The sequence below is a fragment of the Marinomonas pollencensis genome (assembly GCF_003387375.1).
GTDB lineage: Bacteria > Pseudomonadota > Gammaproteobacteria > Pseudomonadales > Marinomonadaceae > Marinomonas > Marinomonas pollencensis.
Genome location: NZ_QUNG01000008.1, coordinates 1 through 19,630, shown reverse-complemented (window position 1 = coordinate 19,630; position 19,630 = coordinate 1). Strand labels below are relative to the sequence as shown.

Annotated in this window: 18 protein-coding genes; 3 read left to right on the top strand and 15 right to left on the bottom strand. The window is 45.9% G+C overall.

Translation table 11 applies throughout. From position 1 onward, the window contains the following. Positions 1 to 93: 93 nt before the first annotated feature. On the bottom strand, positions 94 to 1,011 hold the full coding sequence (locus DFP81_RS12125) for a D-hexose-6-phosphate mutarotase (protein ID WP_115898055.1): 918 nt from the start codon (positions 1,009 to 1,011) through the stop codon (positions 94 to 96). A 238-nt stretch (positions 1,012 to 1,249) separates the two neighbouring features. On the opposite strand from DFP81_RS12125, the gene DFP81_RS12120 reads away from it, so the two are divergent. Continuing rightward, positions 1,250 to 1,732, top strand: a complete 483-nt coding sequence (locus DFP81_RS12120) for an ATP-dependent zinc protease family protein (protein WP_115898054.1) — start codon at positions 1,250 to 1,252, stop codon at positions 1,730 to 1,732. A gap of 60 nt (positions 1,733 to 1,792) precedes the next feature. Here the strand turns inward: DFP81_RS12120 and DFP81_RS12115 are convergent, their stop codons facing one another. From DFP81_RS12115 to DFP81_RS12105, 3 genes are read right to left on the bottom strand one after another with little or no spacing between them, the layout of a single operon-like run. Continuing rightward, a complete protein-coding gene (locus DFP81_RS12115) occupies positions 1,793 to 2,746 on the bottom strand; it encodes a sensor domain-containing diguanylate cyclase (RefSeq protein WP_115898053.1) in 954 nt (317 codons plus the stop codon). A gap of 2 nt (positions 2,747 to 2,748) precedes the next feature. Beyond that, a complete protein-coding gene (locus DFP81_RS12110) occupies positions 2,749 to 3,753 on the bottom strand; it encodes a response regulator (RefSeq protein WP_115898052.1) in 1,005 nt (334 codons plus the stop codon). A 59-nt stretch (positions 3,754 to 3,812) separates the two neighbouring features. Beyond that, the gene (locus tag DFP81_RS12105; protein ID WP_115898051.1) at positions 3,813 to 5,003 is read right to left on the bottom strand and encodes a GAK system CofD-like protein; all 1,191 of its coding nucleotides are present in this window, start codon (positions 5,001 to 5,003) and stop codon (positions 3,813 to 3,815) included. A gap of 247 nt (positions 5,004 to 5,250) precedes the next feature. On the opposite strand from DFP81_RS12105, the gene DFP81_RS12100 reads away from it, so the two are divergent. Next, complete coding sequence (locus tag DFP81_RS12100; RefSeq protein WP_115898050.1) at positions 5,251 to 6,177, top strand: DUF808 domain-containing protein; 927 nt, start codon at positions 5,251 to 5,253, stop codon at positions 6,175 to 6,177. 59 nt (positions 6,178 to 6,236) lie between these two features. On the opposite strand, the gene DFP81_RS12095 is transcribed toward DFP81_RS12100, so the two are convergent. The 10 genes from DFP81_RS12095 to DFP81_RS12050 form a co-directional block, all read right to left on the bottom strand. Continuing rightward, positions 6,237 to 7,031: an HAD-IIB family hydrolase gene (locus DFP81_RS12095; RefSeq protein ID WP_115898049.1), complete on the bottom strand. Its 795-nt coding sequence runs from the start codon at positions 7,029 to 7,031 to the stop codon at positions 6,237 to 6,239. Positions 7,032 to 7,038: 7 nt separating this feature from the next. Then, positions 7,039 to 7,800 carry a DeoR/GlpR family DNA-binding transcription regulator gene (locus tag DFP81_RS12090; protein WP_115898048.1) on the bottom strand — a complete coding sequence of 254 codons (762 nt, stop codon included), beginning with the start codon at positions 7,798 to 7,800 and terminating at the stop codon, positions 7,039 to 7,041. A gap of 13 nt (positions 7,801 to 7,813) precedes the next feature. After that, on the bottom strand, positions 7,814 to 8,569 hold the full coding sequence (locus DFP81_RS12085; RefSeq protein ID WP_115898270.1) for a glycerophosphoryl diester phosphodiesterase: 756 nt from the start codon (positions 8,567 to 8,569) through the stop codon (positions 7,814 to 7,816). A 7-nt stretch (positions 8,570 to 8,576) separates the two neighbouring features. Beyond that, entirely contained in the window at positions 8,577 to 9,644 is a 1,068-nt protein-coding gene (locus tag DFP81_RS12080; RefSeq protein WP_115898047.1) for a sn-glycerol-3-phosphate import ATP-binding protein UgpC, read from the bottom strand. A gap of 3 nt (positions 9,645 to 9,647) precedes the next feature. After that, positions 9,648 to 10,496: a sn-glycerol-3-phosphate ABC transporter permease UgpE gene (gene ugpE, locus DFP81_RS12075; protein ID WP_115898046.1), complete on the bottom strand. Its 849-nt coding sequence runs from the start codon at positions 10,494 to 10,496 to the stop codon at positions 9,648 to 9,650. Then, positions 10,496 to 11,371, bottom strand: a complete 876-nt coding sequence (gene ugpA / locus DFP81_RS12070; protein ID WP_115898045.1) for a sn-glycerol-3-phosphate ABC transporter permease UgpA — start codon at positions 11,369 to 11,371, stop codon at positions 10,496 to 10,498. The genes ugpE and ugpA overlap by 1 nt, the downstream gene beginning before the upstream one ends. A 73-nt stretch (positions 11,372 to 11,444) precedes the next feature. Next, on the bottom strand, positions 11,445 to 12,746 hold the full coding sequence (ugpB, locus tag DFP81_RS12065; RefSeq protein WP_115898044.1) for a sn-glycerol-3-phosphate ABC transporter substrate-binding protein UgpB: 1,302 nt from the start codon (positions 12,744 to 12,746) through the stop codon (positions 11,445 to 11,447). A gap of 247 nt (positions 12,747 to 12,993) precedes the next feature. After that, positions 12,994 to 13,329, bottom strand: a complete 336-nt coding sequence (locus tag DFP81_RS12060; protein ID WP_115898043.1) for an Hpt domain-containing protein — start codon at positions 13,327 to 13,329, stop codon at positions 12,994 to 12,996. Between the two features lie 10 nt (positions 13,330 to 13,339). Further along, positions 13,340 to 16,519, bottom strand: coding sequence for an ATP-binding protein (locus tag DFP81_RS12055; RefSeq protein WP_115898042.1), 3,180 nt, complete (start codon positions 16,517 to 16,519; stop codon positions 13,340 to 13,342). A 272-nt stretch (positions 16,520 to 16,791) separates the two neighbouring features. Next, on the bottom strand, positions 16,792 to 18,534 hold the full coding sequence (locus tag DFP81_RS12050; RefSeq protein WP_147299452.1) for a methyl-accepting chemotaxis protein: 1,743 nt from the start codon (positions 18,532 to 18,534) through the stop codon (positions 16,792 to 16,794). 332 nt (positions 18,535 to 18,866) lie between these two features. Between DFP81_RS12050 and DFP81_RS12040 the strand changes: the two genes are divergently transcribed. Further along, a complete protein-coding gene (locus DFP81_RS12040) occupies positions 18,867 to 19,313 on the top strand; it encodes a hypothetical protein (protein ID WP_115898039.1) in 447 nt (148 codons plus the stop codon). A gap of 182 nt (positions 19,314 to 19,495) precedes the next feature. Here DFP81_RS12040 and DFP81_RS12035 read toward each other — a convergent pair. Next, positions 19,496 to 19,630: transposase domain-containing protein (locus DFP81_RS12035; RefSeq protein ID WP_147299451.1), on the bottom strand; the 135-nt coding region annotated here is incomplete at its 5' end.

Genomic DNA, 19,630 nt, shown 5'->3' with positions numbered 1-19,630 from the left:
CGGATCGATAAAAAAGCCCATGCTGCACTTATACTTCACGTGATGAACGCGTTGTTGATAAGCGTGGCATGGGCTTTTTATGTTTGCACCAATCTAGGATTCGGTTGGCACGACACTGACGTTCAATCTTAACTGATGCATATCGCCAGGCTTAATCTCGTAACTATCGTTCAAAGCATTCGCGGTTTCTACACACACAAAGTGACGATAATCTTCGTCTTCCATATCGCTGCGCTGTTTCGCTAGTTCCGGGCCTGGGTTCCACAACACGGTACTTTGGCTACCTTCACTGCTAACAATAAGCTTACGCTTAAATTCGCTGTCATGGATCTCACACACGTCTGGAGACTCTAAATAGACACTGTCTAGGCACTCAAACGGCGTAACCGCACCTTCTTGTTGCTTGCGCGCATTTTTCGCCAATTTATCAACATAAATCCCCCCATCCAGACCATGTACCGAGGTCGCCTTATTGTCACCCACATGAAAATAGGTATGCAAAGCCTCGCTAATAGACATGCTCTTCTCGGAGAGGTTTGCCGCAGAAAAATTGATGCTAAAACCGTCTTTGGTGAAACGGAACACTTGTCTTAATTCAAATGCTTGTGGCCACATTTCTTCAATCAGCGGATGGTCTTCAGATGCTAAGCGCAATACGATCTTCACATCTTCGTTTTTAAAACGACCAACCTCAGCCAATTGCCAGCGGAAGTAGCGAGCTAATCCATGGGCAGGGTAATCACTGTGCTTTTCATGTGCCCCAAACCAAGGCCAGCATATAGGAACGCCAAAATGACGACGCCCAAAACGCGTGTCAGCGCCCTCATTAGCAGATTGAAATAAAAGGTCTGCTTGCCCAGTGGGAACAAAGCTCACCAAATGACCACCCCACAGCGCGATACGCGCGCTAAAGTCCGGCTGGTTAATTACAATTTCATCACAATCTTTTAGGCTAGCAGGAAGAATCTCACCACCTAGTGTTTCCAACTCTCGAATCAGTTGGCCATTCATTCAAGACTCCATAAGCTTAATCTAGTAAGCACATATTAGCCCCAGACAATACGATTACAATAGTTTGTGCTTATGCTGACTATTTAATAAGTTTAATATTCGTTTTACAGCGAATAAAACTTAACCTAATAGGCTTTTTAGGCTATAAAGCCAAGCCATATGATAGCGTCTTCTTCGATAGAAAAGAGCGGCTTGTTGTTTTTGCGATTATCGACATTTCAGTCGGAGCTTAAGTTTTATGAATCCACCAAACGAACCCAAAATGGTCATCGGTAGCGAAGAATGGTGCGCCTTTCCCAGCTTGCATATTCCAGCCGTGAAGGCGCGCATTGACTCAGGCGCTAAAACCTCTTCTTTGCACGCCATTAACATTCGCTATTTTAACCGCGATGATGAGCAATGGGCTCACTTTGAGGTTCATCCTTTGCAGCGCAATAGAAAAATCACCGTGCATTGCGAGGCCAAAATCATTGACCAACGAATCGTCAAGAGCTCAAGCGGAGACAAAGAAAAACGCCCAGTTATTCAGGCGCAATTAACGCTGGGAGGAAAAGACTGGCAAATCGAGCTCACGCTGACAGATCGTGACAGTATGGGCTATCGTATGTTGCTCGGCCGTGAGGCCATGAATGGCCGCATTCTTATTGACCCTGAAGGCTTGTGCTTACAGGGTGAGCGCCTCAAAAGTGAGCTACCTGCTTTGTATCAGAGTGCAGACTAACAGCCTGCCAGACGGCTCATACGCGTGCCGAGTTGTTAAAGCGACGCGTGGCTGATCGCTTTAACACACTGTCTGGTTGCGCCCCGCTGTCTTAGCTTTATACAAAGCCTCATCGGCACGCGTCAACCAGGAGGAAGTATTCACATCTTGCTCGGTCAATTGCGCGACACCTAGGCTGATGGTGATTTTAATATTCCCTTTATCGGTTTTAAAATCGGTGGCCTCGATTTTTTTACGCAGTTTCTCACAAAAACTAACGGCACCTTCACTGGAGGTATTGGGTAACAACACCACAAATTCCTCACCGCCATAGCGCCCAACGAAGTCCCCTCTGCGGGTCGATTCAGACATCAGTTTAGCCACTTCTTTTAACACCAGGTCGCCAATGGGATGCCCATACTGATCATTGATCTTCTTGAAATAGTCCAGATCAACAATCGCCAATGAATGGGCGCTGGTTGGCTTTTCTTGATAGGCAGAAAAAATAATACTCAAGGCTTTTTCTAAGCTGCCACGGTTATGCAACTCAGTTAACGCATCTGTTTTGCTGAGTTGTTCAAGTTGTCGATTCGCGGAGGACAATGCCAGTTTATGGGTCGCGGCATCTGTAACATCATAAACAGCAATACAAACATGATGAATTGTGCCATCGGCATTCGCCAAAGGACGTAATGTAATATTCTGATACATGTTATCAGCAAGGCCAGTAATCGGCCGGTAGCTCTTAAAAGCAAACAAATAAGGCTGTTGCTCCCAAGACACAAAAATTGGTGTTTTCAGGGCAATTACATTATCTAGCTTGCGCTGTAGCCACTCTTTGTCGATTTCGGGGAATAGGTCAAATAGTGACTGATCCTTGGCGATGGAAGAGCTCTTGCCGCTGTGGTTTTCCATAAAACTGTTCCACAGGGTTACCTTGTAGTTTTGATCAAGCACAACCAAGCCAAGGTCAATATGGTTCAACATATCAAACAGCCAATGCAGTTCCATTATATCTTTCAAAGAGTTAGGCATGGCTAATCCTCAACCAAGTATGACAGTAGATTTTCGAGTACTGGAATGGAGTCTTCGGTAAATAACAAAAGTAAATCACAGCTCACGTTATAGTTCTCAATTTCGTAAACGATCTCCACCGTTAAGGTCCGCTTCCAGCTCGCTCTTTTTACATCAATTAAATTCGACATTTTGACGTTCTGACCAAGTAAGGAGGGGTGCCCAAAACTAAAATCAATGTTCATTTGCTTGCCCAATGCTGCCATAAAAGGCCCCACCAACACAGCAGATACTTCCATTAATAACTCTATTTCACGGTCCTGATCAATGCGCCCTGTAGAGCTTAATAATTTAGCAATATCTGGCAGGCTAGTGTCGTTAAAAATCAGTAAGGCTTCAAAGGCAACACCTGAGCCAACAAAGCCCTGAGAAATAGCAGAAAAGCGGCTGTCTTTGCTACCATAACCAAGGGCCATTTGCAGCTCACTGACCTCTAATACATTAACGGTAGGCACCGGCAATTTGACAAAAACATTGAGCATATCGGCCAGCACGCTGGCAGCTTGTCCCATGGCAATATTCGAAACTTCTTGCAGACACTCAGAAAAAGAGAACTCGTCAGCGGCGTTCTCAATTCTAAAATCACGCTTACCTGGCTCTTGTGTGAGCAAACCTAATGACACAAGAGAATCTCGTAACACCTTAGCTTGTATCGGCTTTTTATGAAACTCTAGAGCACCAAGGTCTTTCACTCGCTGCAATGCTTGAGGCTGTACATCACCAGATATAACCAGCACTTGAGGCATTGTTTCGCGGCGTTGCAATGCTTCTAAAGTTTGATAACCGTCCATAACGGGCATGTTTAAATCTAGAAAAAGAATGTCGATGTTCTTTTTCTCTATTATCTCTAGGGCTTCCTGTCCGTCTTGAGCGTAATCTAAATCTATGTCCCAATCAGCAGGCAAAGTCTTTGCCAATTGCTTCCTTGCAATACTGGAGTCGTCGCAAATTAATACACTTTTTTTCATATGTGTTTCCCCCAGAAGCAATCGGTCTTGGTTAGCATCTAACCTCGCCTTTCATGCCATCACATCAAAGACAGCAAAGCCTTAACAACCATTTGCTCATCGTACTTGTCTTCTTTTTCAGTAATCAGTGGAGTTTTGATCACACTAACACCTAGTGAGTTCAGTTTATTCTCATCAATGTCGCCATAATCATAACGATCGTCCAACAGCAGAAAATCCAACCCGCCAAAATGAATCGCTTCAATAGATTGGGTATCCGCTAGAATCGTAGTCACCAAGCGCTCTACCTGTGTCATTAACGACAGACCAAATTGCTCAGGATCCACGCCTAAATTAGGTAAGTAAATTTTAGGGTTAGGGTTTTGGCAAATCGCTCGGCCCACACCAATCGGTAATAAGTTCGCCAGTAGGCTGCTATAGAAACTGCCAGGCGGGTAACAAATCAAATCCGCCTGCTCTATCATGTCTCGCCGATCGTCTGCGATTTCACTGTTGATCGGTGCTACCGCTTTTAAACCTTTATTCAACCACATGCGTTTTATCGGGCTATCTAAGGCCGCCTGTTCTTTACCAGTAATCCGGTGCTGGCCTAAAATCTTCTCGCCATTTTCAAGCTCAACACTTAAATGGTAAGGCTCATCCAAGACTGTTTTTACTTCTCCTAATGCTTTCACCAGACGGGAGAAAAGAAACACTATAGGGTCTAACTGTTGCTGATTATTTAAATACCCCCCAGCAATAATGAGATTGCCTATACTGGCGCCGCGTAAATCAAAACCTTCACTAATCTTAGCTTGTGTTACGCCAAGCTGAGTTTGGATAAGCTCACGCATTGGGTTCAGAATCGGTTGGATCAGTGGGTGGGTTCCCGCCACCAGCTGCTTTAACTCCTCTGTTAACTCAGCCAAGGTCGCTGTCATCTCAAAACGATGGGTAAACAGCGCATAGACCTCAGGCTGCCCCATAACAGTTTCGTCTGCTAGGGCCATCAGGCGGCTACGCAGGTCGCCCACTGCTGGCATATCAAACTCAGCACGCAGGCGCGCTGAGCTGCCACCAGAATCAAAAGGGGTAACGAGGTGAATAGAATGATGAGTGTAGCCTTTGAGCACCCGACTTATTTTATTCAACGCCGACCCGCCACTAAAGAACAACACTTTGGGGCCTTGCTCTGGCAAACTGTGATAACGGTGTATCCGAGCAAGATCGGGCATTTGCATGCGCCGCCAAATGCGACAACTACTAGACATATTGACCTCAAAACCATAGAACTGGCCCTACCTTAAATAACCTAGCCCATGACAACAAGAGGAAAAGTGTTAATACGGCTTACAAAAGCCAACATCAAGCGCAGAAACAGCAGGCAACCGCATTGCGGGGCCATTTTTCCCTATTTTTACTCTCGAAAACTTTATGATGTTATTGTTTAACTTCGCTTTTTTAGCATGATTAACGCACAATAAAACACTTCACAAACCATGCGATGGAATGCCTAAAATGGCCATGACAGGACTGCTTGCACTGCTCGACGACATTACTACTTTGCTTGACGATGTGGCGCTGTTTTCCAAACTCGCGGCAAAGAAAACCGCGGGGGTATTAGGAGATGACCTTGCCCTAAATGCAGAACAAGTGACAGGCGTCAAAGCAGATCGCGAGCTTCCAGTTGTATGGGCCGTTGCCAAAGGCTCGTTTGTTAATAAAATCATTCTTGTGCCCCTGGCTTTGACCATTAGTGCGTTTATTCCTTGGCTTATCCAACCTCTGTTGATGCTGGGCGGCGCTTATTTATGCTACGAAGGCATAGAAAAGATTCTTCACGCCTATCAGCACCGCCATGACGATCAACAACAGAGACACAATGACATAGTCGAACAACAAAGCTTGTCCGACCATGCTCTACTCGCTTTAGAAAAAAATAAGGTGCGTGGCGCGATCCGCACCGATTTTGTTTTGTCTGCGGAAATCATCGTCATTGCACTTGGCTCAGTAAATAGTCAGCCATTATTAACGCAAGCACTTGTGGTGAGTCTTATTGCGCTCGTGGTGACCGTAGGGGTGTACGCTCTGGTAGGTTTGATTGTGCGACTTGATGACATTGGGCTGTATTTAATGCGGGCCAAACATACATGGATCAACCATGTCGGCTCAAGTATTCTAGCCAGTTCACCCTGGGTGATCCGCCTGTTATCTATTATCGGAACCATCGCCATGTTTTTAGTTGGTGGTGGCATTGTCGTCCATGGCTTACCGGCACTGCATCACCTTGCTCAATATGCGGCGTCGGGGCAAATCGCGCAGTTCCCCTTGGTTAACATGGTCATCAACACCAGCATCAGTTTATTGGTTGGTCTTCTGCTCGGCGCTGCGGTCGCACTAGGAATGCATTATTGGCAAAAAATACGCCCCCATCAACAAGGCTAACACACACCTTGCTAACTAAAAGCTGGCCCAACTCCGAATCAGCAGTGCCCCATTGAGTGTTATCGATTTGCCAATAAATGCGCCGCTAATTCGGCAAAGCCAAAACCACCTGGCTGCTGTGTTTGAAAACTGGGGTGATGCTGCATATTCTCTAGGTGCTGAGCAATATTGGCGACCCCAACACTTAACGGAAAACGGGCAAACATACTTTCATCATTGGGCGCATCGCCCACATACAACACTTGCTGGCGACAAGCCTCGTCACTCAACCCGTAACGCTCCCGCAGCACTCTTTCTGCCATGGAAAATTTGTCATACCCACCGCCACTGACATTAATATGAATCGAGCTGGCTTTAGCATTTAAGCCTTGCGCTAACAGCTTGGCCAATAAAGCGTCTTTTTCGGTAATCGCCGCAGGCCTCACGTCTTGGGCATAATCGATGGCGACATCGGTGAGTCGATAAGACTGATCGCGGGCCAAACGCAAAGCAGGAAACGCGCTCAACGACTGCTTAACCTTCTCCATAATTGCGGTTTGGTCGGCTCGCATTTGGGCCTCATCTCGCCAGAAGTGGTAATCTAATACTCCTTCTGTATTCGCAATAAAGCACCCGCCACCTTCTGTGATAACACCTTCTACAGGTAAAGTTCGTGCAATCATGTCTGACCAGCCCGCACAACCGCCCGTTACTGGCACGACTTTAATGCCGGCACGACTTAATCCCGTCAATGCCGCGAGAGTTTGTTCTGGTAAGCGCCCATGCCAGGTTAAAGTATCATCGACATCGGTAAGAATAAATCGCACCCCATGACAGGCCGCTTTGCTTAACTCTTCTAGCGAATTTATTGACATCATATTCCTAATTAACCAGTTCTAATTTAACACCAAAACGCTGCAACAATTGCTGCCTTGGCGCGGTCATTTCATCGCTAAAAAAACAGTCTATTCGGTCAAAAGACTCTACTCGTGCCATCGCTTTGCGATTCCATTTATGCTGGTCTGCCACTAAAAATGTATGACGGCTTTGCTCTATTAAAGTTCGGCCAATTGCCGCTTCTTCTGGGTCAAAATCCAAGATCCCCTGCACATCGTCTAGCCCGCCACAGCCTAAAATACCGTAATCAAAGTAATATTGGCGCAACCCTGCGATGGTTTCTTCACCGACCAAATCATGGTGTTTATGACGCAATTTGCCACTTAAAACACGCACTTGAATATTGGGCCGAACACCAAAAATACTCGCCACCGTCAGATTATTGGTAAACACCTGCAAAGCGTTATGATTCAATAACGCGCGACTCACATATTCCACCGTCGTCCCCACTCCTAAGAATAACGAGGCACCATCAGGAATGGCTTTCGCCACGCGTTCCGCGATGGCTAATTTAGCGGCAATGTTCAGGTTATGTCTGTGCTCAAACGGCAAATTCTCCATACTGGAAACAGGGGCGATACCGCCATGGATACGGCGTACCAAGCTCCGCTCTGCAAGCTGATTAATGTCTTTACGTATGGTTTGTGAAGACACATCAAACCGCGCTACCATTTCTTCTACTTGCAAGTTATCTACTTGCTGAACCCAGTTCAGTATTTGGCTCTGTCGTTCATTAAGGCTTAACATCTAGTTCCTGTTACTAAATTAAAGAAGCAAACAAAGATGGGTCATCGGTTATTACCATATCCATCCCCCAGTGCCAGTGCTCTGCAACTGCGTCGACATCATTGGCGGTATAACACATCAATTTATAACCTTGCGCTTTAATCGCCTGCGCTTGTTGCTGGGTTAACTGTGCATAATCACAGTTCACACTGTAGCCATGAATCTGCTCTAATTGCGCCAGCCAATCCTCTGGAACCACTTCGTAGAGCTGGCCAAGATGGCGCTGTGGATCCAGCTCAAATACCATTTTCAGGGCACTGTGGTTAAAGCTGGAAATCAGCAGTTTATCGTTATCCACCCAATACTCTTTTAAGGTGTCTAATACGGTCGGAACAATGTTTTCCACATCCGCCGCATCGTGTTTAATTTCTAGGTTTAGCCCTAAGCCCAACGCCTGAATACAATCCAGCGCTTCGATCAAAGTCGGTACTAATTCACCCTTAAACTGGTCACCAAACCAAGCGCCTGCATCCAGCATGCTGGCTACCAGCGGGTCGGTTTCTCGGGTCAAACCAGAGCCATTCGTACAGCGCTCTAGGGTGTCGTCATGAAAGATAATCAAGCCACCTTTATCAATCAAATAGACATCAATCTCTACCCATTTCACGCCCGTTGCCGCGGCGGCTTGTAAAGACGCCAGGGTGTTTTCCGGTGCCAACAACGCCGCACCACGGTGCCCCATTACTTTGCTTTTCAAAATGTCTTTCTTTAGCGCCGGATTAGATTGCATATCAGCCTCACAAACGTTGTTGGGTAATGGCATCAAACAAATGCCAGTGCTGCAACGGGGCCGTTAACCACATTCGACTTCCTATATCAGGTAAATGAGGCCCGCTGAGTCGCACTACAATAGGGTTAGGTTGCTCAGCTCCATCCTCAAGCACACCATGTATTAATGTTTCTGCACCTAGGGATTCTACCGCTTGTACCTGTAAAGAAAAGTCCCCATTTACGGCATCGCTCTGCTGTAAATGTTCTGGACGAATTCCCCATTTAATGGCACCACGATAATCGTGCGCCATTGGCAAGGCTAGGCGGTCAGATAATGCTATGCCTCGCTCCGTCAACATACCGTCCAATAGGTTCATCGATGGCGAGCCAATAAATTCCGCCACAAACGTGGTCGCAGGCTTATCATACAATTCCATCGGTGTGCCTATCTGCTCGGCTTTGCCCTTGTTCAGCACCACCAAACGATCCGCTAGGGTCATGGCTTCCACTTGATCGTGGGTCACATATAAGGTCGTTGTGGCCAGCTTACGCTGTAATTGACGAATTTCGACGCGCATCTGCACCCGCAATTTGGCGTCTAAGTTCGACAAAGGTTCATCAAACAAAAACACTTTAGGGTCGCGCACCATAGCACGCCCCATCGCTACTCGCTGACGTTGGCCACCGGATAATTGGCCAGGACGACGCTCCAACAACTCATCTAACCCCAACATCGCCGCCACATCCATAACCTTGTTATGGCGCTCTTGTTTACTGACACCGCGGTTTTTTAGCCCATACTCCATGTTGGCGCGCACCGTCATATGCGGGTACAAAGCATAGTTCTGAAATACCATGGCGATATCACGATCTGCAGGCTCTTTGTCATTGACGCGATTGCCTTTGATCAACAGGTCGCCCTGAGTAATCGTTTCAAGGCCGGCAACCATGCGTAATAAGGTAGACTTGCCGCAACCTGATGGGCCGACCAAAACGATGAACTCACCTTCTTCAATGCTTAAATCAATACTTGGTATCGCTTGGTAACCATTCGGGTAGGTTTTGCCTATGTTTTCTAATACTAAATCGGTCATTGCTTACTTCTCCGCGTCAACCAAGCCTTTCACAAATAATTTCTGCATGCCCACCACAACCGCAACCGGAGGCAGCATGGCTAGCAAGGTAGTCACCATCACATAATTCCACTGAATGTCGCCGTCAGGAACAGACAACATACTCTTAATGCTCATTACCAAGGTGTAATAGGTGTCATCTGTGGTAATGATCAAGGGCCATAAATATTGGTTCCAACCGTAAATAAACATAATCACAAACAATGCCGCGATATTGGTACGCGACATGGGCAACAAGATGTCAAAAAAGAAACGAATCGGCCCTGCGCCATCAATCCGAGCGGCTTCCACCAACTCTCCTGGGATCGACATAAAACACTGACGAAACAAGAAAGTCGCTGTTGCGCTGGCGATCAAAGGCAAAATCAAACCGCTGTATGAATTCAGCATGTCCAAGTTCGCGATCACCTGATAAGTCGGCACAATACGCACTTCAACCGGCAACATTAAGGTGATAAAAATGATCCAAAAGATCACCCCACGAAACGGGAAACGGAAAAACACAATCGCATAGGCTGAAACAATCGAAATGGCGATCTTACCTAGGGTAATACCCAGCGCCATCACCAAAGAATTAAGCAGTAGATGCCAAACTGGAATTTGCAATGTACTGCCCGCCTCAGCAAACAATACATGGGCCCAGTTTTGTACGCCTTGGTCCCCAAACCACATTGGAATACTGCCCGAATTAAACGACCCTTCCGGCTGGGTTGAGCCCACTAAAGCGACCCACACCGGCAACGCCACCAGAAACACACCGACCACTAAAATAAGGTGGCTAAAGAACCTTAGCCAAGGACGATTCTCTATCATTAGTACTGCACCTTACGCTCAATGAAGCGGAATTGGATTACCGTCATGAGCCCGACAATCGCCATCAAGACAATAGATTGGGCAGCAGAACCACCGCTGTCTAAGCCAATGAAACCGTCCTTAAATACTTTATAGACAAGGGTATTGGTGCTGCCGTCTGGGCCACCTTGTGTGGTGGTGTCAATCACCCCGAATGTTTCAAAAAAGGCATACACTAAATTCACCACCAGCAAGAAAAACGTCGTGGGTGATAACAAAGGAAACACAATATCCCAAAAGCGTTTAAAAGAGCTGGCACCGTCGATTGCCGCCGCTTCAATTAACGAACGAGGAATCGCTTGCAGCCCAGCTAAGAAAAACAAGAAGTTATAACTAATCTGTTTCCAGGTCGCCGAAATCACCACCAAGATCATCGCTTGGTCACCGTCTAAAAAGTGGTTCCAGTGCAGACCAATACGATCCAAAAACAACGCCACTGGCCCGATGTTTGGATCGAACAAAATCCACCACAAAACCCCAGCTAACGCCGGTGCCACGGCATAAGGCCAAACCAATAAGGTTTGATAAACCATTTTTCCTCGAATGACGCGGTCTGCCATCACTGCTAACCAGAGCGCCACCGCAATCCCCAAAAAGGCGACCGAGAAACTGAACACCATGGTCACCATCATCGACTTGTAATAAAGCGGGTCTTGAAACAAATCAACAAAGTTCTCAAGGCCGACAAACTGCTGACTTAAGCCAAAGGCGTCTTCTCGGTAGAAGGCTTGAAGGACGGCTTGGCCAGCGGGCCAAAGGAAGAAAATAGCGGTAATCACTAGCTGTGGTAATACCAGCAAGTAAGGCAGCTTTTTTTGTGGGAAATAAACAGACATAACGTCACTCGAACAAAAACAGGAAATCCAATACCCCTACCCAGATGCTGGATAGGGGTAACAAGCAGAGGAATTAGTTGTGCGCTTTTTCGAACTTACGCAACAACACATCACCACGTTTCACCGCGGTATCTAATGCCGCCTGAGGCGATTCTTTACCACTCCACACACTTTCTAGCGCACCATTAATCACATCACGAATTTGCACAAAATTACCCAAGCGCAAACCACGAGAATTGACCGTCGGCTCTGACGCGGTCATTTGTAGAACCGCTGCTTCGGTACCTGGGTGAGATTGGTAGAAACCTTCTTTTTTGGTTAGCTCATAAGCAGCATGGGTAATAGGTAAGTAACCGGTGAACTGGTGCCATTGAGCTTGGATTTCTGGGGTAGATAAGAAATGTAGGAAAGCCGCTGCAGCTTGGTATTCTGCTTTGTCTTTGCCTTGCAGAACCCATAACGAAGCACCACCAATGATGGTGTTGTTAGGTTGTTTTACTTCGCTTGCCCAATACGGCAAAGAAGACACGCCAAAATCAAATTTCGCGTTACGAGTCATACCACCGAACGCAGAAGAAGAACCTGTGTACATAGCACACTGCTGGCTATAGAACTTAGGCGCGGAATCACTACGACGACCACCATAGCTGAAAATACCGTTCTGCTGCCATTCACGCATCTTACTAATATGCTTAACCTGCAGAGGGCTATTAAATAACAAATTTGTATCCAAACCAGCAAAACCATCGTCATTGCTGGCAAACGCGACATCATGACGCGCGCTTAAGTTTTCCAGCTGCACCCATGACTGCCAGCCAGTGGTGAAACCACATTGCGCGCCACTGGCCAATAATTTTTTCGAGTAAGACTCGACTTCTTCCCATGTTTTTGGCGCCGAGGTTAAACCGGCTTTTTTAAACATCTCTTTGTTGTAATACAGCACTGGGGTAGAGCTGTTGAAGGGCATCGACAGCATATTGCCGTCTACATCAGAGTAATAGCTTGTTACAGAGCTAAGATACGCATTGGGATCAAAGTCTGCTTTGGTGTCTTGCATCAACTTATAAACAGGATAGACGGCACCTTTCGCTGCCATCATGGTGGCAGTACCCACTTCGAAAACTTGAACTATGGCTGGTTGTTTATGGGCTCGAAACGCGGCAATCGCCGACGTCATGGTTTCCGTGTAGGTCCCTTTGAAGACTGGATCTACTGTGTATTGCGTTTGCGAGTCGTTAAATTCTTTAACGATCTCATTTAATTTTTCACCGTTAGCGCCACCCATAGCATGCCACCATTCAATTTGGGTAGCGGCAAAGCTGGAACTAGCAATAGACAAACCTAAAACGCTTGTCGCGAGCATTAATTTACGCATTTTCGGAGTTCCTCATGTGATTTTGTTATTGGTTGAGGAAGCACTTTAATCGCTCGATGTTTCATTTTTATTATGTTTAAGTTTCAAATGAAAGTGTAAAGGCAAAATAAAATCGCCATAACCACTCAAACGAGTAGCCCAGACAATCAGGCCATTTCAGACCTTTTACAATGAAAAAACGCTTAGGGTGAGGGGGAATGGGGGATAACAGGTGAAGCGCAAAATAGTTTAGGCTTCTCTAGGACGCTTAAAATGCGCTGTTAGACAGCGCGCTGGCCAGTGCGACATAATCCTTTTGCAGCTGCTCTAAGACTTGCTTCGCGGCGTCTATGTCTTGTTTTTCTAATACCACTTCCAGCTGTTGCGCGGTGGCACTCATGGCCAAGCCAGATACTTCTGCACTGGCTCCTTTAATACGGTGGGCGGTACGTGCAACTGCATTCCAGTCATCTGCTGCGGCTTGCGCCATAATTTGCTCAACCAAGCCTGCGCCTTCTGTTAAGAACTCTTTCGCAACCAAGGTCATTAGCATTTTATTGTTGCCTAGCCGATTTCCATAATCGACTATATCGAAATCTTGCATCCTTTCCTCTTTATTCAGTTTGTTCTAACTCTTCTGGTAACCACTTTTCAAGCTGCAGTTGCAATTGATCTTTGGCAATAGGTTTGGCGAGATGATCATTCATGCCGGCGTCAAGGCACAGATCCTTATCCCCTTTCATGGCGTTGGCACTCAAGGCGACGATGGGCACATCGTGCGAGGTTGCCCCAGCCTTCATACGCCGAATTTCACGGGTTGCTTCATAGCCATCCATAATGGGCATTTGGCAATCCATAAAAATCAGGTCGTATTTTTTTAAGCTCGCTTTTTCAACAGCTTTTTGCCCGTGCTCGGCAACTTCAACCTCTAAGCCAAACATATTGAGCAAGCCCCGCACGACAATTTGATTGGTCAAATTGTCTTCTACTACCAAAACATTAGCGCTAAAGTGCGGATTGGTGTTGGCCGACACATCAGATAACGAGCTTGCTGTCATAGTAGACTCTCCTTTTGCCGACAAGGTCATTGTGGACAATAATGCTTCTAGTTGAGAATAGCTTATGGGCTTTTGGATAGAATCAAAGCCTAGTTTTTCCACTTCTTCTAGGTTCGATTGTAGACGAACTATTTGGATCTTGGAATGGCGACAAGCCGCCAAAACAGCAGACTGTTGTTCTGTTGTCGCGCTTTCCACTGCTTCATTATCCAACAACAAAGCATCTATGCCCTGTAGCTGTGAGTCAAGCAAGGAGCCTAGCGTCTCATGTAATTCATGACGCACCTTAAAATGAGATAATAGCTGACTGACATATTGCCGCCCCGTTTCATTTTTATACACCACGGCCAGCGATAAGTCATATTCTGGCGTGATCGCTCGCTGTGGTTCGTGCCCAAGCGCCACATGAAACCAAAAAGAGGCGCCCTTTCCTTGCTGCGAAGAAAAGCCAATTTCGCCGCCCATCAACTCGATCATTTCTTTGCTGATCGCTAACCCCAAGCCAGTTCCACCATATTGTCGGGTGGTAGAGCTATCGGCTTGTTTGAAACGTTGAAATAAGCGCTCATGCTGCTCTTCTGGAATACCAATCCCAGTATCATCAACACGCACATACAGCTCGCTTGAGCGATCACTTAAGCTGCGCACAGTAAGATATAAATTCACCTCTCCTCGCTTGGTAAACTTAATTGCGTTACCTAATAGATTCATCAACACCTGTTTGATTCTTAAGCGGTCGCCGACTAGCACTGTCGCTGGAATAAAGACCGCAGGCACATTAAAGACAATGCCTTTTTCCTCTGCTTTAACAACCAACAGGTGTGCAATTTCGTCAACCAAGTCTTGAATATTAAATGGCTCACTCTCTAATGAAATGCTGCCAATTTCAATCTTAGACAAATCCAGAATGTCATTAATTATATCCAATAATGACTCGGCACTTTGCTTTGAGAGGTTAGCAAGATTACTCTGCTCAGGCCGTAGTCCGGTATTTTCCAATAGCGACAAACAACCGATTACCCCATTGAGCGGCGTTCTAATCTCATGGCTCATATTGGCCAGAAAAGCACTTTTCGCCCGGTTGGCGTTTTCCGCGGCCAATTGCGCATCACTGTGGGCTTGCTGTGCCCTTTGTAATGATTGATTGGCCAATGACAGATCTCTTGTTCGTAAGCGAACCCGGTTTTCTATTTCTGCGGTATGGCTGCTCACCACTAACAAAAACCAGCCAAGCAAGGCGGCTAAGAAAAAGCCACCCGCTAAGACAAAATGCACGCCCCAAGGTTGGCGATAAAACCCTCCTTCAGTAACTTGAAATAAATACCATTGTTTGGCGCCAACGGTCACCTCATGCCGTGTTGCTCGACCAAAATCATGGCTCGCATAACGATCCAATACTTCCTGCGAAGACAAGTGAGCACCCTGACTGCTCGCCAATATCGATGAAGTCTGCCCATCCTCACTGATGTCGACTAAATAAAGCTGGGTATTTGGTAACACACCTCTGTCTACAATCGCTTGCGCTAAAGCATCCAGCCGTAAAACAATGGTGGCCACGCCCTGTAACCTGTCGGTTTTCTCATCAAAGAGTGGCAAAAAGAGCAACACTGCGACATCGTCTTGTACCAATTCTAGCCGGCTTGTCGGATACGGCTTTCTCATGCTAATGGCTTTATCTAAAGCATAAGAGCGGTTTTCTTGAGAGTAGATGTCATAACCCAATGCCGCCTGATTGCCTTCTAACGGGTTGACAAAAACCACCACAATATACTTTTCTCTAGGGGCAACAGGAACGAAATCGCCATCCTTATTCTTCTCTTTCACATAGAACACAATATCGTCATAGTTCTTTTGAATTTCATTTTCAAACGCTTCTAACCCTCCTGCATACACCGCCATATTTAACGACACAGCAAAAATAGAATTGTCTCTTTGTAAAATAGAATCCGTGTATTTGTTAAATTCTTCTACTGTGATTTCATCACTGCCTTTCACCAGCCCCATGACGCCATACAGAATATCTTCCATATTTTTTATTCGATTATTTAATGAAATATCCAGTAATTCGGCATTGGAATTAAATTCTTCTGTTTGCTTAACGAGCTCAAAATGGCGCACGCCAAAAGCGAGGGCGATGGTGATTACAATCACTATTAGTAGCCCTAGTAGCAGCTGAAAGGGACGCTCTAACTTGCAGTTAACAAGCTTAGGAAAAAGCACCACTAACCATGGCACCACTACCAACACCCCAATAAAATCTCCTGTCCACCAACTTAGCCACTCGCCCCACAGCGATATTGACTGAATTCGCCCTGCTGCATACAGCGCCGGCACAGCCACACTCGCACTGATCAAGGTAGAAACAAGCCCAGCTAAGATAATAAAACGCAGAACTAACGTAAGACGGTAAAAGGCAAATGGAAAAGACACATAGCGGTAAACCAGAAAGCGCCCCACATAAGCTTGTAATGCGGCAGCACCAGACAGAGCAAGAAACAGAGGTAAGTGGAAAGTATGATGATGCAGTTCCGCTGCAATGCTATTAACGGCGAGAGAACCAAGAAACACCCCGAGCAACGCCCAGTAACGAAACAAGATGACGCTCATCAACGCGAAACCTGCAGCAGGAAAGACAATCGTCGCATAACCTGGCGGCACTACTTCTAACATGCCGAGCCACCCTAGAATAATGTAACCAAACATAGTCAGAGCGGTAATCGTCATTCCTTTGCGCATAATTGAGGGCTACTCTTCTCGTTAGATGTTTCAGTGGGGTTATCCATTCGCACTTTGAACTATCTTTAAAGGCCAAGAATAAGATTCCTATTAGTGTAGACAAAAACCCTAGCTGACATCCTCCTTTAAAGCGTTACGATATGTAATAACCCTGATTGATATACTTCTCTCTCGCTAGAGTACTAGATGGGAACCTGATAGCGGCTCGCAGAGCATAAAAAAGGCGCGCTCTAAGAGCGCGCCTTTGCTGAATATAACAAGCTAACTTGCGCCTATAACTGGAATTGATTCACTGCTAAGGTTAACTTTTCTGACAGGTCATCCATTCGTTTTGCCGTGGATACCGTATTTTTAGCCGCTTCCGAGCCTTCTTCTGAAATAGTCGCTATTTCATCTATTTTACGCGCAATGTCATCACTGGCATTACTTTGCTCCAAGAGCGCATTACAGATGTAATTAATGGCTTCTTCTACCTGATCGGTACTGCCGCGTACTTGCGCCATTGAGCCACCGGCTTTTTCAGCTAGCTGCACACCTTTTTCCACCTGCTGTAACTCGGTTTCCATACTGCCAGCAACCGCCACCGTGACTTCTTGGATTTTAGTCACAATAAAAGTGATTTCTTTTGTCGACTCTGCGGTACGCTGAGCCAAGTTACGAATTTCATCTGCAACAACCGAAAAGCCTCGCCCCTGTTCACCAGCACGCGCCGCTTCAATCGCCGCATTCAAAGCCAATAAATTGGTTTGGTCAGCCACATCTCGAATCACCTGCATAATGTTATTAATATCACTGGAGCGCTGCTCTAGGTCACGGATTAACTCCGCAGAATCTTGTGACAACAGAGAAATCTTAGTCATCTCGTCGGTTGCCGATAACACAACACCACCCGCTTCGGCCGATAATTTGCCTGACTGAACAGAATAATCTTGCGCATTCTTCGCCTGCTCAGCAACCTGTCCGATACTGACAGATAACTCTTGCACCGTTGCCGCCACAGACGTTGCCGCCTCACTCTGTCCTATCGAACTATGAGCACTGTGTTCTGACACATCGTATAATTCGCTCGCCGCCACAGACACTTCATTTGAGCCTTCTTTTACATGGCACAAAATAGTATGGGTCTTCTCAACAAATTCATTGATCGATCCTGCAATAGCCGCCAATTCATCACGCCCTTCCACAGGTAGACGCCGAGTTAAATCTCCTTCACCAAGCTGCTTTACCACAGTTTGTATTCGAAACACCCGTTTGCGTAAATCACTCGCCACCAGGCGCTGAATCAATACAACGAAAACACCACCGGCTAACAAGGGTATTAGGATCATCCATAATATGCTGCTCATCAGCTTAGATATCGTGTCATAGGAGATTTGCTCTCTGACTTGATTGTCATTAATCAAGCGATCGATTCGCTCGATCATAGGAATAAGCTGCAGACCATAAATCGCATCTGGAATTTGCAGCGCATCTTGAGGGCTTTCTGGTGCAATCGTTATCGCACTATTAAATTGCTTGTTGTACTCCGACCACAAATTGGTAATGTCGACCAGCAAAGCTCGGCTTTCTTCTACGCTAATCGAGGCAAGAGCGTCGGCTGACTCCGAGTCATCCTGACCCGAACTGGCTTTTTCTGCCGCTTGATCTTGCTCAGTCTCATCTGCTGGTTTTTGTTCAGCGGGTAAGGTTTGTTCTATTTGCGCCAATAGCATCATGATCTTAGTATTTGCTGCATCCAATGCGGTCTTAGTGTTCGGCAAGATAGGGTCATTTTTCGCCACCGACAATGCCGTGGCTTTAATCGCAAAAAAGCTCTGGGAGATCGCAACTTGGCCTTGATAACGACTAAAGCTAGCGCGCAAACCAGAGAGAGTATAAGCGCTGAAAACACCCACCAAAATAATGCTGACTGCAGTAATGGCAGAAAGTAGCCACATTTTTTTATTGATACTCAAATCTATGACTCCGAAGAAGAAAGGAACACCACGCATCAAGCGCAATTTATGAGTCGTCACAATACAGTAACAATATGAAGGAAATGTAACAGCGGCCAACTAGATCAACTTGTATTGCCATCAACTTTTCTCATTATGAGAACGGACAGAAAAGATCCACAAGGACAAGATCCCCAGATCCATATTCATACAACCCACACTTTGAAATTGAAGAAAATGTAACCTTTGCCTCTTCCATTTAATGTCCTTATATAATTTTGAATTCAGATCAATATCACCAATGGCGTCTTGTTTGTCACCATTTGAAAACATTTTATTGACTAGATACTGACAAATCGAGCAACCACCTGTTAATCTGCTAAGCGATCAAAAAAAACATTCAAGGAAAGAAAATGATTGCTATTCGAGACGCAAAAGTTGCATATCCTGAGCTTTTAAAAAATTTCCAAAGCTTCATCGAAAAATTTACAAGCATGGCAGGAGAGACCGGCGGTGTAGAGAAGGTAGATGGTGGTGATGCTAGATTTGAAGTTTTTGGAAAGCTCTTTGAATTCAAATTCTCTATGGTTCGGAACCAACCCGGACGCCCACAAATAAAATTTTTAGGTCAAATCAGGGCATATACTCTAATAGAAGAAGATGGACTACCTAAAAAAGGCATTGATTTAAACCAAGTATGGTTCGATCCTAACGGAAATGCACAAGACACGCCCACCGAAGAAAGTCGTCGATACCCGCTATTAGAGAGTGATTCTATAAAAAATTTTGTAGATATACTCTTACAGAATTTACTAGAATCTGATGAATTTAGCCCATACGAAATACAGCAAAAAGAATAACCATTCTACTAACAAAGCCCTACAACTGACATCGCTCGGTAGCGTTGGCCATCAAGCGATATAAGGAGTGGGGAGATCACTCTGCCAGAGAACAGGATGACTTAGCGAACAGGATGACTTGATTGATATTGTTCGTCGTAAGATCGATGATGAAGAAAAGGTGAGCGTCCGGGCATCCCCACCTAGAGGCGCTGGACATTCCATGGCAGAAGATTATCAAGACTGTCGTTAGCCTGTCTTTTGGGCAGTTCTTCGAAGAGCTTTACTAGATAATCATAAGGGATAAGACCATTCGCTTTAGCCGTTTCGATGATGCT

Coding starts and splice junctions, on each gene's coding strand:
- DFP81_RS12125 (WP_115898055.1), bottom strand. CDS start 1,011: ATGAATGGCCAACTGATTCGAGAGTTGGAAACACTAGGTGGTGAGATT.
- DFP81_RS12120 (WP_115898054.1), top strand. CDS start 1,250: ATGAATCCACCAAACGAACCCAAAATGGTCATCGGTAGCGAAGAATGG.
- DFP81_RS12115 (WP_115898053.1), bottom strand. CDS start 2,746: ATGCCTAACTCTTTGAAAGATATAATGGAACTGCATTGGCTGTTTGAT.
- DFP81_RS12110 (WP_115898052.1), bottom strand. CDS start 3,753: ATGAAAAAAAGTGTATTAATTTGCGACGACTCCAGTATTGCAAGGAAG.
- DFP81_RS12105 (WP_115898051.1), bottom strand. CDS start 5,003: ATGTCTAGTAGTTGTCGCATTTGGCGGCGCATGCAAATGCCCGATCTT.
- DFP81_RS12100 (WP_115898050.1), top strand. CDS start 5,251: ATGGCCATGACAGGACTGCTTGCACTGCTCGACGACATTACTACTTTG.
- DFP81_RS12095 (WP_115898049.1), bottom strand. CDS start 7,031: ATGTCAATAAATTCGCTAGAAGAGTTAAGCAAAGCGGCCTGTCATGGG.
- DFP81_RS12090 (WP_115898048.1), bottom strand. CDS start 7,800: ATGTTAAGCCTTAATGAACGACAGAGCCAAATACTGAACTGGGTTCAG.
- DFP81_RS12085 (WP_115898270.1), bottom strand. CDS start 8,569: ATGCAATCTAATCCGGCGCTAAAGAAAGACATTTTGAAAAGCAAAGTA.
- DFP81_RS12080 (WP_115898047.1), bottom strand. CDS start 9,644: ATGACCGATTTAGTATTAGAAAACATAGGCAAAACCTACCCGAATGGT.
- ugpE (WP_115898046.1), bottom strand. CDS start 10,496: ATGATAGAGAATCGTCCTTGGCTAAGGTTCTTTAGCCACCTTATTTTA.
- ugpA (WP_115898045.1), bottom strand. CDS start 11,371: ATGTCTGTTTATTTCCCACAAAAAAAGCTGCCTTACTTGCTGGTATTA.
- ugpB (WP_115898044.1), bottom strand. CDS start 12,746: ATGCGTAAATTAATGCTCGCGACAAGCGTTTTAGGTTTGTCTATTGCT.
- DFP81_RS12060 (WP_115898043.1), bottom strand. CDS start 13,329: ATGCAAGATTTCGATATAGTCGATTATGGAAATCGGCTAGGCAACAAT.
- DFP81_RS12055 (WP_115898042.1), bottom strand. CDS start 16,519: ATGCGCAAAGGAATGACGATTACCGCTCTGACTATGTTTGGTTACATT.
- DFP81_RS12040 (WP_115898039.1), top strand. CDS start 18,867: ATGATTGCTATTCGAGACGCAAAAGTTGCATATCCTGAGCTTTTAAAA.